The 18,055-nt window shown below is 61.5% G+C and carries 16 protein-coding genes and 1 pseudogene; 7 read left to right on the plus strand and 10 right to left on the minus strand.

The features are described 5' to 3' along the window. The first annotated feature begins 6 nt into the window (after positions 1-6). Complete coding sequence (locus ABDX87_RS00945) at positions 7-957, plus strand: VTT domain-containing protein (protein WP_346831146.1); 951 nt, start codon at positions 7-9, stop codon at positions 955-957. 16 nt (positions 958-973) lie between these two features. On the opposite strand, the pseudogene ABDX87_RS00950 reads toward ABDX87_RS00945, so the two are convergent. Then, a pseudogene (locus ABDX87_RS00950) lies at positions 974-1,957 on the minus strand (zinc-dependent alcohol dehydrogenase family protein). 147 nt (positions 1,958-2,104) lie between these two features. Here ABDX87_RS00950 and ABDX87_RS00955 point away from each other — a divergent pair. Continuing rightward, positions 2,105-3,004: a LysR family transcriptional regulator gene (locus ABDX87_RS00955; protein WP_346831147.1), complete on the plus strand. Its 900-nt coding sequence runs from the start codon at positions 2,105-2,107 to the stop codon at positions 3,002-3,004. A gap of 94 nt (positions 3,005-3,098) precedes the next feature. Here ABDX87_RS00955 and ABDX87_RS00960 read toward each other — a convergent pair whose 3' ends face one another. From ABDX87_RS00960 to ABDX87_RS00980, 5 genes are read right to left on the minus strand one after another with little or no spacing between them, the layout of a single operon-like run. After that, entirely contained in the window at positions 3,099-3,839 is a 741-nt protein-coding gene (locus tag ABDX87_RS00960; protein ID WP_346831148.1) for an amino acid ABC transporter ATP-binding protein, read from the minus strand. Next, positions 3,836-5,338 (minus strand): argininosuccinate lyase, encoded by a 1,503-nt coding sequence (gene argH / locus ABDX87_RS00965; protein ID WP_346831149.1) that lies wholly within the window; start codon positions 5,336-5,338, stop codon positions 3,836-3,838. Before argH ends, ABDX87_RS00960 begins: the two co-directional genes overlap by 4 nt. A gap of 2 nt (positions 5,339-5,340) precedes the next feature. Continuing rightward, on the minus strand, positions 5,341-6,027 hold the full coding sequence (locus tag ABDX87_RS00970; protein WP_346831150.1) for an amino acid ABC transporter permease: 687 nt from the start codon (positions 6,025-6,027) through the stop codon (positions 5,341-5,343). A 7-nt stretch (positions 6,028-6,034) separates the two neighbouring features. Further along, positions 6,035-6,697 carry an amino acid ABC transporter permease gene (locus ABDX87_RS00975; RefSeq protein ID WP_346831151.1) on the minus strand — a complete coding sequence of 221 codons (663 nt, stop codon included), beginning with the start codon at positions 6,695-6,697 and terminating at the stop codon, positions 6,035-6,037. A 12-nt stretch (positions 6,698-6,709) separates the two neighbouring features. After that, positions 6,710-7,570, minus strand: coding sequence for a transporter substrate-binding domain-containing protein (locus ABDX87_RS00980; RefSeq protein WP_346831152.1), 861 nt, complete (start codon positions 7,568-7,570; stop codon positions 6,710-6,712). A gap of 228 nt (positions 7,571-7,798) precedes the next feature. On the opposite strand from ABDX87_RS00980, the gene ABDX87_RS00985 reads away from it, so the two are divergent. Continuing rightward, positions 7,799-8,704, plus strand: a complete 906-nt coding sequence (locus ABDX87_RS00985; RefSeq protein ID WP_346831153.1) for a LysR substrate-binding domain-containing protein — start codon at positions 7,799-7,801, stop codon at positions 8,702-8,704. A 302-nt stretch (positions 8,705-9,006) separates the two neighbouring features. Here ABDX87_RS00985 and hemB read toward each other — a convergent pair whose 3' ends face one another. After that, the gene (gene hemB / locus ABDX87_RS00990; RefSeq protein ID WP_346831154.1) at positions 9,007-9,981 is read right to left on the minus strand and encodes a porphobilinogen synthase; all 975 of its coding nucleotides are present in this window, start codon (positions 9,979-9,981) and stop codon (positions 9,007-9,009) included. 233 nt (positions 9,982-10,214) lie between these two features. Here hemB and ABDX87_RS00995 point away from each other — a divergent pair, with 233 nt between their 5' ends. Next, the gene (locus tag ABDX87_RS00995; RefSeq protein ID WP_346831155.1) at positions 10,215-11,522 is read left to right on the plus strand and encodes an MFS transporter; all 1,308 of its coding nucleotides are present in this window, start codon (positions 10,215-10,217) and stop codon (positions 11,520-11,522) included. Between the two features lie 131 nt (positions 11,523-11,653). Here the strand turns inward: ABDX87_RS00995 and ABDX87_RS01000 are convergent, their stop codons facing one another. Continuing rightward, on the minus strand, positions 11,654-12,187 hold the full coding sequence (locus ABDX87_RS01000; protein ID WP_346831156.1) for a GNAT family N-acetyltransferase: 534 nt from the start codon (positions 12,185-12,187) through the stop codon (positions 11,654-11,656). Positions 12,188-12,295: 108 nt separating this feature from the next. Here ABDX87_RS01000 and ABDX87_RS01005 point away from each other — a divergent pair, with 108 nt between their 5' ends. Continuing rightward, a complete protein-coding gene (locus tag ABDX87_RS01005; RefSeq protein ID WP_346831157.1) occupies positions 12,296-13,183 on the plus strand; it encodes a LysR family transcriptional regulator in 888 nt (295 codons plus the stop codon). 48 nt (positions 13,184-13,231) lie between these two features. Next, the gene (locus ABDX87_RS01010) at positions 13,232-14,176 is read left to right on the plus strand and encodes a class I SAM-dependent methyltransferase (RefSeq protein WP_346831158.1); all 945 of its coding nucleotides are present in this window, start codon (positions 13,232-13,234) and stop codon (positions 14,174-14,176) included. Positions 14,177-14,252: 76 nt separating this feature from the next. On the opposite strand, the gene ABDX87_RS01015 is transcribed toward ABDX87_RS01010, so the two are convergent. Next, entirely contained in the window at positions 14,253-15,383 is a 1,131-nt protein-coding gene (locus tag ABDX87_RS01015; RefSeq protein ID WP_346831159.1) for a mannitol dehydrogenase family protein, read from the minus strand. 167 nt (positions 15,384-15,550) lie between these two features. Beyond that, positions 15,551-16,561, minus strand: a complete 1,011-nt coding sequence (locus ABDX87_RS01020) for a zinc-binding alcohol dehydrogenase family protein (protein WP_346831160.1) — start codon at positions 16,559-16,561, stop codon at positions 15,551-15,553. Positions 16,562-16,845: 284 nt separating this feature from the next. On the opposite strand from ABDX87_RS01020, the gene ABDX87_RS01025 reads away from it, so the two are divergent. After that, positions 16,846-17,247: a hypothetical protein gene (locus tag ABDX87_RS01025; protein WP_346831161.1), complete on the plus strand. Its 402-nt coding sequence runs from the start codon at positions 16,846-16,848 to the stop codon at positions 17,245-17,247. Positions 17,248-18,055 lie beyond the last annotated feature (808 nt).

The raw sequence follows: 18,055 nt of genomic DNA on the forward strand, positions 1-18,055 counted from the left end.
CCCGCCATGAACGAACTCCAGCAATTGAACGAAAGCCACGGTCTGCTGCTGGTGTTCGTCAACGTGCTGCTGGAGCAGATCGGCTTGCCGGTCCCGGCGTACCCGACGCTGATCGTCACCGGCGCGCTGGCCATGCAAAGCAAGCCGTTGCTGGGCGCAGGCGTGCTGGTCGCCATGTTCGCCTGCCTTATCGCCGATGGTCTGTGGTATTGGGCGGGCAAACGTTATGGCGGCGTGCTGCTGAAATCCATCTGCAAAATTTCTCTGTCCCAGGACACCTGCATTCGTCAGGGCCTGAACGTCTACGACCGCGTCGGCCCGCGCGCCATGCTGCTGTCGAAATTCCTGCCCGGCGCGGGTGCTCTGGTCACTACAGTGGCGGGCATGAACGGTACGCCGATCGCTACGTTCATGCGTTACTCCCTCGCGGGCTCCTTCATATGGGCCGGCTCGGCGCTGCTGCTGGGCATGCTGTTCACCGACGCCATCATTCCGCTGCTAAGCCTGTTGGCCGGCTATCTGCCCATCGCCATTGCAGGCGTGCTGGCCGCTCTCGGGCTGTTCATTGGCTGGAAATACTGGAAGCGTCGGCACCTCTTGTCTCGCACCTCGAAAGTGCCACGCATTACCGTGCCCGAACTGCTTGCCCTGCGTGACTCGGAGGACGCGCCCGTGGTCATCGATGTGCGCCCCAAATTTCATACCGCCGTGGTCGAAGGCATTCCCGGCGCGGTATCGATCAGTCTTGAAGAGCCGCTGGAGCCCTGGCTCGAGCAACTGACCGACGTCGACATGGTGTTTTATTGCGCTTGCCCGAACGAGTTGTCGGCCGCTCTCCTGGCGCAGAAACTGCGCGCACATGGCCTGACACGGGGCAAGGCACTGGTCGGCGGGCTGGACGCCTGGCGAGAAGCACACGACGCATCCGATACACCGGGCCAGACCGCGACAGCCTAACCCGACCTGGCATCCATCAGGCGATGTCGATGACCACCTTCCCTTGGTTGCCTGCGCGGCTGACGCGTTCATACGCCTGATTGACGTCCGCCAGGGTAAAGCGCTGCTCGTCCAGTATCACCCGGAGTTGTCCGGCTTCGGCCATCCGCGTGGCCTCGGCCATGATTTCCCCGTGGTGCTTGCGCCCCTTCCCGGTCAGTAAAGGCAAAAGGGTCAACACGCCGGAATAGGTGGCGCCACGAAACGACAGCGGTGCCAGCACATGCTCGCCCCAACCCAGACAGCTCAGCACATGCCCAGTGTAGGTTTTGGCGGCGGCGAACGAAGCGTCCAGCGTGCTGCCGCCCACGGTGTCATAAACGATGTCGAAACCCTCGCCGTGGGTGTGCATCGTCAGATAGTCATCGACGGAGTTGCTGCGGTAATCGATGGCGATGGCGCCAAAGCGTTCGATGGCAGCGCGGCTGTGTGCCGACCCGGTGGCGAACACGTCGGCGCCTCGGGCCCTGGCAATCTGCACCGCGACATGCCCCACGCCGCCAGCGCCGCCGTGAATCAGGACTTTCTGGCCACTGCGCACGTTGGCGCGGTCCACCAGTCCTTCCCAGGCCGTTATGAAGATCAAGGGAAGCGCAGCGGCCTCGCGCATGCTCAGGTTGCTCGGCTTGCGAGCCAGCAAATCGGCATCCGTTGCGATGTACTGCGCCAGCGCGCCCTGATGGCCGCCGATGCCGCCTGCCATGCCGTAGACTTCATCGCCGACCGCAAAGGCAGTCACGCCTGCGCCGACCTATTCCACCACGCCGGCCACGTCCATGCCCAAGACCGCTGGCAGCAACTGTCTGGCATGGCCACCCTTGCCTGCGCTGATCTTGGTGTCCAGCGGGTTGACAGCGCTAGCCACCACCCGCACCAGCACCTGGCCTGCGCCGGGCGACGGTTTCTGCAGGGTCTGGACTTCAAGAGGTTGTTGATGTGTGACGGCGACAGCGGCCTGCATGGTGTTACGGGGATGAGTGCTCATGGTGCTCTCCGATTCAGTGACCCGGTATCGGGTGATGAGGCCAGTCTGTGCCCAAACTAGAATTCCGATAAGCCGCCAAATAGCTATAGTATTCATTCCATAAAACCACTAACTGAGGCCGCGATGGACACGCTTGAAGCCATGACCGTATTTGTCAGGGTTGTCGAACGGGGGAGTTTTTCGGCAGTGGCGCGCGAGCTGGGCACGACGCAGCCCACCGTCAGCAAGCAGATCAGCGCGCTGGAGCAGCGTCTGGGCGGACGGTTGATTGCACGCAGCACCCGGCAGTTGTCACTCACCGATGAGGGGCAGCGTTACTACCAGCAATGCCGCGAGATTCTGGCGGCCGTGGACAATGCCGAGCACAGCTTTCAGACCGGTCGCGAAGGCGTCGCGGGGCCGTTGCGCATCGCCTCTTCGGTGAGCTTCGGCCGATTACAGATCGCGCCTCGGTTGCACCGTTTTCTGCAGCGTTATCCGGACGTCACGATTGACCTGCAACTCAGCGACCAGAATGTCGACCTGGTCAGTGAAGGCGTAGACGTTGCGTTGCGGATCGGGGACCTCAAGGACAGCAGCCTGATTGCCCGTCAGATCGGCCTGACCCGCCGGCTGACGGTGGCATCGCCCGCGTACCTGAAGCACTACCACGCGCCGCAATCCCCGGATGATCTGACGCGGCACAACTGCATCCTGTTCAACCTGCTGGAGCAGTTCGACACCTGGACGTTCAACGCAGGTCAGTATCAGGTGCAGGTAAGCGGGAACGTGCGCAGCAACAACAGCGAGGCGATCCGGCAGATGGTGTTGAGCGGGCTGGGGATATCGCTGTCGCCGTCGTGGCTGTACCGCGATGACATTGAAGCCGGCCGGGTGATCCGGGTCTTGGAAGACTACACGCACTCTTCCCTGCCCATTCACGCAGTGTCACCGGCGAACCGCAGACAGTCGGCGCGGATTCGCGCGTTCGTGGATTTTCTGGTGGAGGCGTTTGCGGCGGATGAAGACCTGGCGCTTGTGTAAACGCCATTGATGCTGGTCGAAAGTTGTGGGAGCGCCACACGGGGCGCCTCCCACGCCCATCGCGCAGAAACTCGGCGGAAGCTTCAGACAGCGCTCAATGCAATACGCTCTGCAAGAACTGCCGGGTTCGAGGGTGCTCCGGTGCAGAGAAAATCTGCGCTGGCGGGCCCATTTCGACGATCTTGCCGGCATCGAAAAACACCACCCGATCCGCCACTTCACGAGCAAAGCCCATCTCGTGAGTCACTACGATCATCGTCATGCCTTCCGCCGCCAAGCCCTTCATCACGTTCAGCACTTCGCCGACGGTTTCCGGATCCAGCGCTGAAGTCGGCTCATCGAAGAGCAGCAGGCGAGGCTTCATCGCCAGCGCACGGACGATCGCCACACGCTGTTGCTGCCCGCCCGACAGTTCGCTCGGATAGCCATCGGCCTTGTGCCGCAGCCCAACGCGATCCAGCAACGCCAGCGCATTGGCTTGGGCATCGGCCTTGCTTTGCTTCTTTACCTTGACCGGCGCCAGAATCATGTTGGCCATGACCGTCATGTGCGGAAACAGGGTGTAATCCTGAAACACCATGCCGATGTCTTCACGCAAGCGGGCCATGGCTTTGCGGTCGTCGGCGCGTACCGAGTCGCCGCCCTCCACCACCACGCTGCCTGCCGAAGGCTCTTCCAAACTGTTGAGGCAACGAATGAATGTCGACTTGCCCGAACCGCTAGGGCCAATAATGACCACCACCTCGCCCTGCGCAACGTCCAGGTCGACGCCCTTGACCACCTCGACCTCGCCGAAGTGCTTGTGCAATCCACGCACCGTCAACATGCTTTTCATAGGCCGGCCTGCGCACGCGTGGCGGCTTGCAGTTTGTCCTGCGCGAGCGACAGGCGATCCCGTCGCGCCTGATTGGCCAGACGCTCCACCTGCAAGCGCGCATTGGCCCGCTGCAGGCTTGGGCGCAGTGACGACAATGCCGGGCCACCGGCCGAATCCCGGGACTGCACGTTGGCGGTCGGGTCCAGGCATTCGCGGACCTTATGCGCCGGCAAATTCAAAGCGTGCCCCAGTTGCGCCATGGCACAGGCGTCGACCATGTTTGTGTCGATGCGGTGCGCCGGTAAACCCGCGTCCATGGCCATGCGCACGGCCGCGCCGACCACGTGATGGGCCTCGCGGAACGACAGGTCGGCCTCACGCACGATAAGGTCGGCAAGCCCGGTGGCCGTAGAGAAATCTTCCCCGGCACGACGTACCGCCAGGTCAGCGTTGGGGATGGCCGTGCGCAGCACCAGTTCCAGCAGTTTCAGGCAACGCAGGGTTTCTTCCGCCGCCTCCCAGAAACCCCGAGTGCCTTCGCGGTTGGCGTCGCCGGTGTGGGAAAAGTTGCTGCCCTTGACCGTCACGCTCGCTGCCATCAGCAGGCCGACGATATGCCCGGTACGCCCTTTGAGGTATTCGAGCACGGTCGGGTTTTTTTTCTGCGGCATGATGCTCGACGTCGCTGCCACGCTGTCCGGGAAGTCGATCAGGCTGAACTCGTGGGTGCTCCAGACAAAGTAATCCTGAGCCACCCGGCTCCAGAACACCGACAACAGGCTCAGATGGGACAGGCTTTCCAGAATGAAATCCCGTGAGCCGACGGCGTCCAGTGCGTTGTCCAGATACCCGTCGAAACCCAGCAGTTCAGCCGTGCGCGCACGGTCGATGTCGAACGGCGTACCCGCAAACGCGGCGGCGCCCAGTGGGCTTTGATTCATGTTTTCCAGGGTCTGGGTCAGGCGTTTGCAATCGCGCTCAAGGGCCTGCTCCACCGCCGACAGGTAATAGCCGTAGGTGATCGGCTGCGCAGGCTGCAAATGGGTGTAACCAGGCATCACCACTTCGGCGAAGACTTCAGCATTGTTCAAGGCGGTCTGGCGGGTCTGGATAAGCACGTCGATCAGGCTCATCAGCACTTCCCGGCAACGCAGGCGATCCAGGGTGGCGAGGATGTCGTTGCGGCTGCGCCCGGTGTGCAGACGGCCGCCGATGTCGGTGCCGATCTGCTCGATCAGGTGCGCCTCGTAGTTGAAATAGGCGTCTTCGCGGGAAGGGTCGAGCGTCACCTCGCCTGGCCCGGCGGCTTCCATGTCCAGCACGCCTTTGGCCAGCGCAGTGGCGTGTTCGCCACGAATCAGACCCTGCTCGGCGAGCATCACGATGTGCGCCTTGTTAACGTTGCCCAGATTGATGAAGCCATCGGCAAACCCTTCCAGACGCGGCCGGTAGATGTACTCGTTGACCTCAGGGGCGGTGGTTTCCTTCAGGCGACGACTGACTTTGGATTCTTGCATGATCAAACCCCTTGACGAGTTACGCGCATCGCCGGACGACCCAGGCGACGCTCAAGATAACGGCTGAGCCAGCTCAGCAATGAACAGATGACGAAGTACACCAGCAGCACCAGCCCGTAGACACTGAACGCAGGGCTGACACCGGTCATGACGGTCGAGCGTTCGACGATGATCTGGCCGACCTTAAGAAACTCGCCGACGCCGACCAGCGCCCCCAGAGAAGTGGCCTGCACCAACATGGTGAGCAACCCCGTATATGCAGGAAGAATCGCCTTCATCGATTGCGGCGCAATCACATGCAGGTAGATCTGCCAGGGGCGCAGCCCCAGGGTCCACGCGCTTTTCCACTGGTGACGGGATACCGATTCCAGACCACCGCGCACGATCTCGATCCCGTTGGCGCTGCCCCACAACGTCAGACCCGTGACCACCGCCGCGAATGGACTCAAATCGAGCCCGAGCATCGGGGCGCCAAAGAAGATGAAGAACACATTGACGATCAGCGGGATTGAGCGGAACAGCTCGACGTAACCGTGGATAACCCAGCGCAACAGACGATTCTTCAGGGTCGCCAGCACGCCGAACAGGGCCGAGATCATCGTGGTAAACAGCAGAATCACCAGCGCGAGACGCACGGTCATCCACAAGCCCTTGAGCACGAAGCCCCAGTTCTCGATCAGAAAATTCATCGGAACCTCAGTGCCTGAAAGGTCGTTGCAGGTGGGCAGACAGGCGTCCGGTCAATAGCGCCAGGATCGCCACCAGGGTCAGGTACATCACGCAGATCGCGCTGAACATTTCGATCGCCCTGAAATCCGTGGCGATCCGATCAACCGCCACGAACGTCAGTTCCGCCAAGCCAATGGCTTGCAGATACGACGAGTTTTTCAGCAGTGAGATCGCGGTATTCAGCACAGCCGGCAGACTGGTACGGAATGCGATCGGCAAGGCCACCAGATAAAGGTACTGATAAGGCTTGAGGCTCAAGGCCATGCTCGCCTCGCGCATCTTGTGCTCCACCGTGGCCAACCCGCCCCGCATGTTCTCTACCTGATAGGCCCCTGCCCACAATGACAGGCAGAACACCCCTGACCAGAACAGCGACAATTCGAGCCCTATCGCTGGCAGGCCGTAAAAGATGAAGAACAGCTGCACCAGAATCGGTGTGTTGCGGATCAGCTCGACGTAGAGCACTACGACCTGCGCCAGCACCGGAATCCGCATCGCCCGCGCCGCACCACCGAAGATGCCGATCAGCAGGGAGAAGGCGATGGCGAGCAGCGAGACCCGGAGTGTCATCAGGACACCGTCGAGCAGCGCAGGCCATTGCGCGATCAGGTAATTGAAATCGAAATCCATGACAGCGCCCGATCAGAGTGTTTCAGCGGGTTTGGCTTGCTCGAATACGCTCAGGTAATAGCTCTGAATGTTTTCCGGTACGTACTGACGCACCCAGCCGCCGAACAGTTTGTCCTCGTGCATCTTCGCTACGGCGGCGCTGAGGTAGTCCCGTAATGGCTCGTCGTTCTTGCGCACGCCGATGGCGGCGTCGGAAATCTGGAACGGCTCGTTGATCAAGCGTGCATCGCTGTCGTTCGCGGCCACCACCACCAGTGTCGCGGCGTCATGGGTATAGGCATCAGCGCGGCCCTGGCGAAAGGTCTGCAAGGCATCGGCGGCGCTGTTCATGCGCAGGGTCTTGACCTGAGGCATGTGATCCTCGAACCACTTGGCTTGTACCGAGCCTTTGAGCGTGGCGAGGGTCTTGCCGTCGAGGTCCTTGATCGACTTGATCGGGCTGTCTTTCTTGACCACCACGTCACTCGCTCCCCAGCGATACGGTGTGGTGAAGTCGATGACCCGTTGACGCTCAGGCGTGACACCGAGGGTCGCGATGAGGAAGTCGACCTTACGTCCCAACAGCTGCGGAACGCGGTTCTCGGCGGTGACGCAGGTGAAGGTCACCTTGTCTTTAGAGCCCAATGCCCACAGCGCGATCTGCCTGGACATTTCCACCTCAACCCCGGCGAACTCGCCGTTGCCGTTCTGGAAACCGTAAGGCGGTTGGTCGCACCGCACCCCGGCACGGAGTTGGCCGGCTTCCTTTATTTCATCGGGCACTGGCGGCAGCTCCGTCGCGTGAACCTGTGCGATGCCTGTCAGCGAGACACATGAGAGCGCAAGTGCACGGCCCAATACGCTTAGCGAAAACAGCCTGGATGAGAACGACATATTGCCTCCTGGTTACCTACCAGCGCGGCGCCACACCACGTGACGTCACGCAACGATTTCAAGGGCAGAGAACAGCGGGTTTACAGCGCGGCCTGAGACGCCAGATACGCTTGAACATCGAGTCCGTCTGCGCGGAAGCTTCGATGTCGAAAACAGTTATAAAGCCTCTGGCTCATGCCAACAAATGACAATACATTGGTCATCCATACCAAATTGATATGGTCTGCCATGAACTTCAAACAAGTCGAAGCCTTTCGTGCCGTGATGTTGAGCGGCTCAATGACTGCCGCAGCCGAGTCGCTGCACACCTCGCAACCCAATATCAGCCGCCTGATTGCGCAACTGGAACGGGCCAGTGGCTTTAAATTATTCGAACGTGTGGGTGGCCGCCTCTTGCCCACCGACGAGGGCGCAGCGCTGTTCGCCGATGTGGAGCGGGCCTTCATCGGTTTGCAAAGCCTGCAGACTTCAGCGCAAAACATCCGCCGTGGAGGTACCGGGCAATTGCGCATCGCTGCAGTGCCGTCGCTGTCGCTGACCGTTTTGCCGAAGATCATCCAGCGCTTTCGTCAGGAGAACCCCGACGCGGCCATCTCGATCCACACCAGCGATTCGCCGATGGTTGCGCACTGGGCGGCCTCGCAGTTCTGCCATGTAGGGCTGGCGTCCTATGTCGGCGAGGATATGCCTGGCGTGCGCACGCAGAAAATCTGCGACGTGCCGGGAGTCTGCGTGTTTCCTACGGGGCATCGGTTGGGCGAGCTGACGGCGGTCAAGCCGGAGGATCTGAAAGGCGAGGAATTCATTTCGCTGTCGCTGAATGACGGCTCGCGAACCCGCGTGGATCGGGCGTTCGCAGGCGACAAGGAATACCGCAAGCTGAACCTGGAAACGCCCTATGCCGCGACCGTGTGTTCGTTGGTGGCGCTGGGACTGGGGGTGAGTATCGTCAGCCCGATGGTGGCGCTGGAGTATTTGCACATGGGCATCGAAACCCGCCCGTTCCTGCCCCAGATCCGTTTTTCCACTTACCTGTTGCTGCCGGAAGACCGGCCGCAAAGCCTGCTGAGTCAGCGTTTCGGCGTGTTGATCGAGGAGATGCTGACCGAGGCGAGCAAAGACTGGCAGGGATAGCGGACATGTCGATCGACCGAACGCTGTGAGCGTGAATGCGTTCACGAACACCGGGTCCATCCCTGAAAGGTTCATCGGATGTGCCCCGGCATTCGTCGGAATGCCGCCCAGAGCGAGCTCACTCCCACAGGTCTGCGGTCTGGACACAGGTTCGCGCATCAACCCGGCTCCCTGTGGGAGACGTCCGAGGTTACGAGGGTATGGGCCGCACTTCGGACGAATGCGGTGGGTCATTCACCGTCGAAGGCCCTAACCCAACGCATTCGCCAGCAAGCTCCCACAGACTCTCTGCTGCGTATGAATCAGATCCCGCTCAGCGCCAGGTCCATCGCGAAGTACGTGAAGATCAGGTCTGCGCCGGCGCGTTTGATCGCGCCCAGGCTTTCACGGACCACGCGTCCTTCGTCGATGGCGCCGGCCTGGGCGCCAAATTTGATCATCGCGTACTCGCCGCTCACTTGATACGCCGCCAATGGCAGGTTCGAGGCTTCACGGATATCGCGAATGATGTCCAGGTACGCGCCCGCGGGCTTGACCATCAGGGCGTCAGCGCCTTCGGCCTCGTCCAGCAGCGACTCGCGCAGGGCTTCGCGGCGGTTCATCGGGTTCATCTGGTAGCTCTTGCGGTCACCCTTGAGCGCCGAACCGCCTGCTTCACGGAAAGGGCCGTACAGCGACGACGCGAACTTGGTCGAGTACGCCATGATCGGCGTTTGGGTGAAGCCCGCTGCGTCCAGCGCGGCACGAATGGCCTTGACCTGGCCGTCCATCGCCGCCGACGGGGCAATCACGTCGGCGCCCGCGCGCGCGGCCATCACGGCCTGCTTGCCGAGGTTTTCGATGGTCGCATCGTTGTCGACATGTGCACCGTGCATCACGCCGCAGTGGCCATGGTCGGTGTATTCGCAGAAGCAGGTGTCGGACATCACGATCATTTCCGGCACGGCGTCCTTGATGGTGCGCGACATGCGCGACACCAGACCGTTTTCCTGCCAGGTGTCGCTGCCGGTGGCGTCCAGATGATGGGATACGCCGAAGGTCATCACCGACTTGATCCCGGCGCGGGCATAACGCTCCACTTCCTGGGCCAGCTTCGACTCGGGGATCCGACGCACGCCGGGCATGCTGTTGATCGGCACGAAATCGTCGATTTCTTCCTCGACGAAGATCGGCAGCACCAGATCGTTCAGCGTGAATTCGGTTTCCTGGAACAACGCGCGAAAGTTGGCGTTGCTGCGCAGGCGACGTGGACGGGCGGCGGGAAACAGACTGGACATGGCAATTCCTGATGAAAAGTTTCCGAAAAACGACCGGGCTGACGCATCCGGACGATATCAATGGCGCGAAGCTTATGCCTGCGCCGTTCTCGATTCAAATGTCGCGGCAATAAAGTCCCTTACTGAACCGGTAACAGTTGCTCAAGGGCCGTCGAACCAACTCAACGGCGCCCGGTCATTAAGCAAGAGCGGCAACCATTCCGGTTGCACGAGCGCTGACCCCGAGCCCCCTCTTGAACAGCCCATCCGCCGCGCGTCACTCAGACCTTCGTAACAACCGTTCACTGGACGGCCTCAACTTTTTCCTGGCGGATGTTCGCGACGGACTCGGTCCTTACCTCGCGATCTACCTGCTGGCTGTGCACAAATGGGACCCGGCCAGTATCGGGCTGGTGATGACCCTGGCTGGTATAGCCGCTTTGATCACCCAGACGCCAGCGGGTGCGCTGATTGACCGCACCCGCAGCAAGCGAATGGTTGTGGTCGTGGCGGCCTTGCTGGTGACCGCCGGGTGCGTGGTGCTGCCGTTCATCCACAGCTTCACCTGGGTCGCTATCACCCAATCGCTCAGCGCCATCGCGGGGTCCGTTTTCGCGCCGGCCATTGCGGCGATTTCCCTCGGAATCACCGGTCCCAAGGCGTTCACCCGGCGTACCGGCCGCAATGAGACCTGGAACCATGCGGGTAACGCTTGCGCGGCGCTGCTGGCAGGCGGCTGCTCCTGGTTGTTCGGGCCGATCGCGGTGTTTTATCTGATGGCGTTCATGGCCCTAGCGAGTATCGTCGCGGTGAGCTTCGTCGACGGTCATGCCATCGACCACGAGGTGGCCCGGGGCTTCGACCCCAGTGACAAGGGCGCGAACGAGCAACCGAGCGGATGGGCGACGCTGCTGAACAACAGGCCATTGTTGGTCTTCGCGATCTGTTGCGGCCTGTTCCACCTGGCCAATGCGGCGATGCTGACGCTGGTCAGCCAGAAGCTGTCACAGATCGACCTTCAACTGGCCACGCCGCTCACCTCGGCCTGCATCGTGGCTGCTCAGCTGGTCATGGTGCCGGTGGCCTGGCTGGTGGGTGCGAAGGCAGACAGTTGGGGACGCAAGCCGCTGCTCATGGCGGGATTTGTGATCCTGCCGCTGCGGGGGGTGCTGTATGTGCTCTCGGACAATCCGTACTGGCTGGTCGGCGTGCAGTTGCTCGACGGGATCGGCGCCGGGGCTTTCGGAGCGTTGCTGCCGCTGGTGGTCAAGGACCTGACGCAAGGCACCGGACGCTTCAACGTCAGCCTGGGTGCGATCTCGACGGTATTCGGTCTGGGCGCGGCACTGAGCAATGGCCTGGCGGGTCTGGTGGTTCGCGAAGCCGGTTACAGCGCTGCGTTTCTCACGCTGGCGGCCATCGCCGCCGTCGCGTTCGTGTTGCTGTGGCTGGGTGTTCCCGAAACCTTTAAGACCAGAACCGGTTCAACGGAGCGGCAACGCCATCCAGCGACTGAGCACGCCGACGATCACGACCAGGCGGAGCAACGCCCGATCAGCTGAAAGCCGATTGGGCATGCACAGGTACGAGTATTACGTAATACACCTATCAGAGGCATCGCTGTCGACTGACACAACCAGTCGGCGCGGTGTCCAGCCACTGTGCGGCGTCTTTTCGTGAGCCCGCCGCCCGCCTAGCCACGTGGCAGGCTATCTGCGCCCTCGCCCAGTTCGCGCTGCATCAACACCGTGTCGAGCCAACGGCCGTGCTTGAAGCCGACCGACTGGAACACGCCAACAGTACGAAATTCCAAACACTCGTGAAGGCGGATCGAGGCCGTGTTTTCGCTGTTGCCAATGACCGCAACCATTTGTCGACGACCACCCATAGTGCAACGCTCAATGATCTGCGCCAGCAAGGCTCGACCGATGCCCTTGCCAGCCATGCCCTCTCGAACGTACACGGAATCTTCCACGGTGAAACGATAGGCCGGACGCGGCCGATACAGCGTTGCGTAACCGTAGCCGACCACCTCGCCCTCAAGTTCCGCCACCAGATAAGGCAGGCCATGGCCACACACGTCCGTGCGGCGCTGACACATTTGCGTCAGGGTCGGCGGCTCCAGTTCGAAGCTGGCTGTGCCATGAATCACGTGATGGGCGTAAATTGCCTGCACGGCAGGCATGTCGTCTTCGAGGGCGTCGCGCAAGATAAGGTCGTGGGGCATGTGCGGTCTTCTTCTGGATCAAGATAAAGGCGGATGAGCGATGATGACGCGCCGCCATTCCAAAACAAAGCTATGATTCGTCATCCTCAGCATCAGTAAAACTTTGGCATGCAGCGGCTCAATCTCAATCACCTTCACACCTTCGCTCATGTCATTCACCACGGCAGCTTTTCCGCTGCAGCGGTGCGTCTGGGCCTGACTCAACCGGCCGTGAGCCTGCACATTCGCCTGCTTGAAGAACGGTTGAACCTGCGCCTCGTCGAGCGCGTTGGCAAACGCATCAAGCCGACGTCTGCCGGCAGCACGCTGCTGGAGCACATCAGTCGAATCGATGCCGTGGTCGAAGATGCCTTGCTTGACCTGTCGAGCCATGCGCAGGGCGTCGCCGGGCGAGTCGCTATCGGCACGGGCGCAACGGCCTGCATCCATCTCCTTCCGCCCATTTTGCAAACCTTGCGTCGGCAGTTTCCGGCGCTGGATGTGCGCGTCAGTACCGGCAACACCGACGGCATCTTGCGTGCGGTAGAGGAGAATCGCCTGGACCTTGCGCTGGTCACTCTGCCCGCGGCCGGTCGGAGCCTGTCGGTGACGCCGCTGATGGACGATGAGTTCGTGGCGATTTTCAGCGCCGAGCACCAGTCCCTTCCAGCGGATGTCACGCCCGGTTCACTGTTGTATCTGCCCCTGGTGGTGTTTGAAGCCGGCAGCAGCACCCGCCTGCTGATCGATGAGTGGTTCCTGCAAGCGGGGCTGCGGATCAAGCCGGTGATGGAGCTGGGCAGTATCGAGGCCATCAAGGAAATGGTCGCGGCCGGCTTGGGTTACAGCATCGTGCCGCGCATGTCGGTGGAAACGCCCCATCACCAAAGAGGCCTGCAGGTTCAGGGGCTGATGCCCACCTTGAGTCGCACGCTGGGCGTGGTGTTGCGTCAGGACAAACCGGTGAACAAGGCCCTGAGGCAGGTCCTCGACGCGTTGCAGACGCTCGCCCCCTGATTGGGTTTAGAATGCCGCCCTTTCTCATTACCGACCCGCCGCCACCCGATGAATGCCGACGCGCTGAACACCCTCAACGAACACCTGCTGACCGCCCTCGCCCCTGCGCCCGCGGAAACCCGTCGCCTGTTCCATGGCCGTGGTCGACGCTGGCCGGGGCTGGAGCAACTGACGGTCGACTGGATGCAAGGCGTCGTGCTGGTGTCGCTGTTCAAGGAACCTGCCAGCGTAGACCTCGACGCGCTGAAGCGCCTGCTCAATGATCTCGTTCAGACGCCCACTTGGCAGACCAGCCAGGCGCACACCCTGTTGCTGCAACACCGTTACCTGCCGGACAGCCTGACCGAAGCGCTGGTTGGCGAGATGCCGGACGAGTGGACGCTGACCGAGGGTGGCTTGCGCTACCTCGTGGATTTCGGCAAGAAGCAGAACACGGGGCTGTTCCTCGACATGCGTTATGGCCGCGACTGGGTGCGCGCCAATGCCTCGGGCAAACGCGTGCTCAACCTGTTTGCCTACACCTGCGGCTTTTCTGTGGCGGCCATCGAAGGCGGTGCGGATTTCGTGGTCAATCTGGACATGTCCCGTGCGGCGCTCAGCCGAGGCCGCGACAACCATCGCCTGAACGGCCATGACCTGAGCAAGGTCAGCTTTCTCGGGCATGAGCTGTTCAAGTCGTGGGGCAAAGTGAAAAGCGGTGGCCCTTATGACCTGGTGATCATCGACCCGCCGTCGTTCCAGAAAGGCAGCTTCCTGCTGACCAAGGATTACCAGCGCGTGCTGCGCAAGTTGCCGGAGTTGTTGAGCGCCGACGGCACTGTATTGGCGTGCATGAACGACCCGGCATTGGGCGCCGACTTCTTGGTTGAAGGCGTGACCCGAGAAGCGCCGAGCCTGCGCTTCGAGCAGCGACTCGACAATCCCCCGGAGTTTGCCGACGCGGAGGCCGGGGGCGGTTTGAAGGCGCTGGTGTTCCGACAGGGTTGCAACTGAGCCCCGGTGACGCAGCCCCGCGGTGACGCAGCCCCGCGGTGGCGCTAAGAGTCGCCACCGCTGCATGCCTTCGGGCCTAAGTTGCCAATGCCTGCTTCAACCGGGACTGCAACAAACCTGGAATCTTTCCTCCCTGCTCGACCACCGGCAAAAACCGCCTACGTTTTTTCTCCTCGTGGTTCTGCGCAATGTCGGCAATGCGGTGTTGCAGAAACGGATTGAGGAAACGGTCGCGCACACTGGCCAGATAATCCCGCGCCTGCGCCAATTCTCCTTTCGCTGCAAACACCGGCAGTACTTCCTCCTCCCATAGCGCCTCAAGACTCTGACGCAACGCTGAGTCGGCCATGGCCTGGTACACCGTTTCCTGGGCTGGACGCCCGTCGACCCGCCAGCGCTCGGCAAGCCAGCTGTGCCCCAGATTGAGCATGTACAGCTTGAACTGCTCGTATTGGTCCAGCTGGTCGGTGACCACGATGCAGGGATGCGTACAGGGCAGTCGCAGCCCGTCCTGCCGCTCGATGGCCCAGATCGCGTACGGCTCCGCCACCGCACCCACGGGCTGGATGGGCTGCGAAACGATGCGGTCTACCAGTGAGTTTGCCCAGCGGCAGGTGTCGCGCAAGTAATGGATGAACGCAGGCTCAATGCGCCACTCCGTCGCGAGGCGAATGATCAGGTCGCGCAGCACGTCGCCGTTGCGCGTCACCAGCTCGCAGGGAAACAACGACAGCGCGCCGCGTGGATTCAGCAACCAGCGGTCATGCAGCAAGACCAGCAATTTGGCCGGGAAGCTCACGGGTGCCGGCGCGTTGGCCGCCAGCCGGTCAGCGGAGTCTGCCGCATCGAGCACATAGCCTTTGTCGCCGGTATTGGAAATCACCACCTCGACGTCTTTCACGATGGCCTGACGCAGCTGCGACCAGTCTCGCCCGGCATTCAGCGCCGTCGCGATGGACGACGACCAGTACTCTTCATTCACCGTGCGCCCGCCTTCCGTGCCCTGGATCCGCACCGGATAACCGGCGCCGCTCGCCAAGGCCTGAACACGTTGCGCGCTGTCGGCACTGGCGGTGGTTTGCACGACCGTCACCTTGCCCAGTGCCTCGCCCTTGGCGAGCGCTTGGGAAATGAACAGGTCGGCATGCGCTTGCAGGAAACGGCTGGTGCCAAATTGCAGAATCGGGGTTGAAACGGGAGGGTTCATGCAGTGTCCCTTTCAAAGTGATGCGCGCCACCCATTCGGCGCTCGAGAACCTGTGGGAGCGAATTCATTCGCGATACCGGGGTGACGCCGCCACACAAGTCGCGCCTGAAACATTTTCGCGAATGAACTCGCTCCCACAGACGTTTATCTCTGCCCGATGGGTGCGATCAGCACTCGACGATCGCCTTGACCACGCCTTGCGCCGGGTCGAGCAGCGTTTGAAAGCGCTGCGGCACTTCGCTCAACTGCATGCGATGGGTGTTCAGCGCCGCATCGGGAATCAACCCGTCGCGCAGGCACTGTTCCACGTAACGGAAGTCCTCGACCGTCGCGTTCCGGCTGCCCATCAGTGTGGCTTCGCGCTTGTGAAATTCGGGATCGGAGAAGCTGATGGTGTCGCGCACAATGGACACCAGGACGTATTTGCCGCCGTGGGCGATGAACTCGAACCCACGCTCCATGGCCTTGGCATTGCCGGTGGCGTCGAACACCACGTCGAAGAATTCGCCTTGGGTCAGCTGTTCCAGTTGTTGCTTGTCATCGGCGCCAATCAACACGGCCGAACTGACTTTCAGATGCTCCTTGCAGAACGCCAGGCGATCCTCGCGGGTGTCGAGCACCGTGACCTGCGCGCCGCGCAAGCGGGAGAAAATGGCCACCGCCATGCCGATCGGGCCGGTACCGACGACCAGCGCACGCTGCCCTGCCTGAATATCGGATCGACGCACCGCATGCGCACCAATCGACAGAAACTCGATCATGGCCGCCTGGTCCAGCGTGATCCCGTTCGCCTTGAGCACAAAAGCGTGTGGCAGGCTGAGGTATTCGGTAAAGGCGCCATCGCGATGCACGCCCAGCACCTGAATGCGGACGCAACAATTGGTTTTCCCCTGACGACAGGCGATGCAATCGCCACACGACAGATACGGCATCACGTACACCACGTCGCCTGGCACCAGGCCGCTGCCGGCCTCGCTTTGCTCGACGATGCCCGAGAATTCATGCCCCATGACCCTGGGGTATTCGAGAAACGGTTGATTGCCGTTGAAAATGTGCAGATCAGTGCCACAGACCCCGACGCGCTTGATCCTGACCAGCGTTTCGCCAGGCGCGCGTTCGGGCTTTTGACGATCTTGCGCCAGCAGGGTACCGGGTGTTTCGCAAACGACGGTGAGCATGCTTTTTCTCCAGACCGTGCACGCTGCGCAGTGATGATGACAAAGGCTGCGGGTGACCGGGCGTGATCTATTGTTGTTGTGATCCTGGATGCGCCGGCCCTTGTAACGTACTCGGCGCTGCTGCGAAAAAGCTACACAGCGATTTGGATATTGGCAAGACCAATTAATTTTTAATCATATTGGCCTTACCAGATTAGGTATCAGAGGGTGGGCGCCGACAGGTGCATGTTGCGCGCCGACAGCCGGCTGTCATTCGCCCCTGAGCCTCGCTATGATCGGAGCCCATGACGCCCACTCTGCCCATTCGCTCACCCTGCCCGCCCGGCGCCTGCGTCTGCGACCGGGAACGCCTGCTGGAAACGCCCGGCACGGACATGCGCATCCTCTGCCTGACCCGTCAGGAGGAAAAGCGTCTGCTTGAGCGTCTGGAAAATATTGCCAGCCTGAGCGATCTGGAACATATGCAGCGACGCATGTTCGAGCTGCTCGGCATCCGCCTGGCGATTGCGCCCGGCTTCAATGAAGTGCGCAGCATGCGCGGCATCGTCATCGACATCGCCGAACTGCCCGGCATGTGCCGCAAGACCCGCGCGGCGATCCCGGCAGCGATCCGCCGCGGTCTTGAGAAGAACCCGGAAATTGCTTACGGCCTGCTCAATGCCCACGACCTGTTGCGGGATGCTTGAGGGATACGTCCCGCCATGCACAGTCCTGTGGGAGACGTCGGAGGTTACGACGGCAGCGAAGGCGGTGGGTCATTTGCCGGTGATGTATCTGCACCCGCGCATTCGCCACTGTCGTAACCTCCAGCAGCTCCCACAGGTCCTGCAGCAGCCACGCTTACCCGGCCTGCCCCGTCCATGGACTCAAATCCTTCTGCGCGGTCGGAACGATCAACAGCAAAACCTGTGGGAGACGTCGGAGGTTACGACGGCAGCGAAGGCGGTGGGTCATTTGCCGGTGATGTATCTGCACCCGCGCATTCGCCACTGTCGTAACCTCCAGCAGCTCCCACAGGTCTTGCAACAGCCACGCTTACCCGGCCTGCCCCGTCCATGGACTCAAATCCTTCTGCGCGGTCGGAACGATCAACAGCAAAAACTGTGGGAGACGTCGGAGGTTACGACGGTAGCGAAGGCGGTGGGTCATTTGCCGGTGATGTATCTGCACCCGCGCATTCGCCACTGTCGTAACCTCCAGCAGCTCCCACAGGTCTTGCAACAGCCACGCTTACCCGGCCTGCCCCGTCCATGGACTCAAATCCTTCTGCGCGGTCGGAACGATCAACAGCAAAAACTGTGGGAGACGTCGGAGGTTACGACGGTAGCGAAGGCGGTGGGTCATTTGCCGGTGATGTATCTGCACCCGCGCATTCGCCACTGTCGTAACCTCCAGCAGCTCCCACAGGTCCTGCAACAGCCACGCTTACCCGGCCTGCCCCGTCCATGGACTCAAATCCGCCTGCGCGGTCGGAACGATCAACAGCAAAACCTG

It is taken from the genome of Pseudomonas abietaniphila, from assembly GCF_039697315.1.
Taxonomy (GTDB): Bacteria; Pseudomonadota; Gammaproteobacteria; order Pseudomonadales; family Pseudomonadaceae; genus Aquipseudomonas; species Aquipseudomonas abietaniphila_B.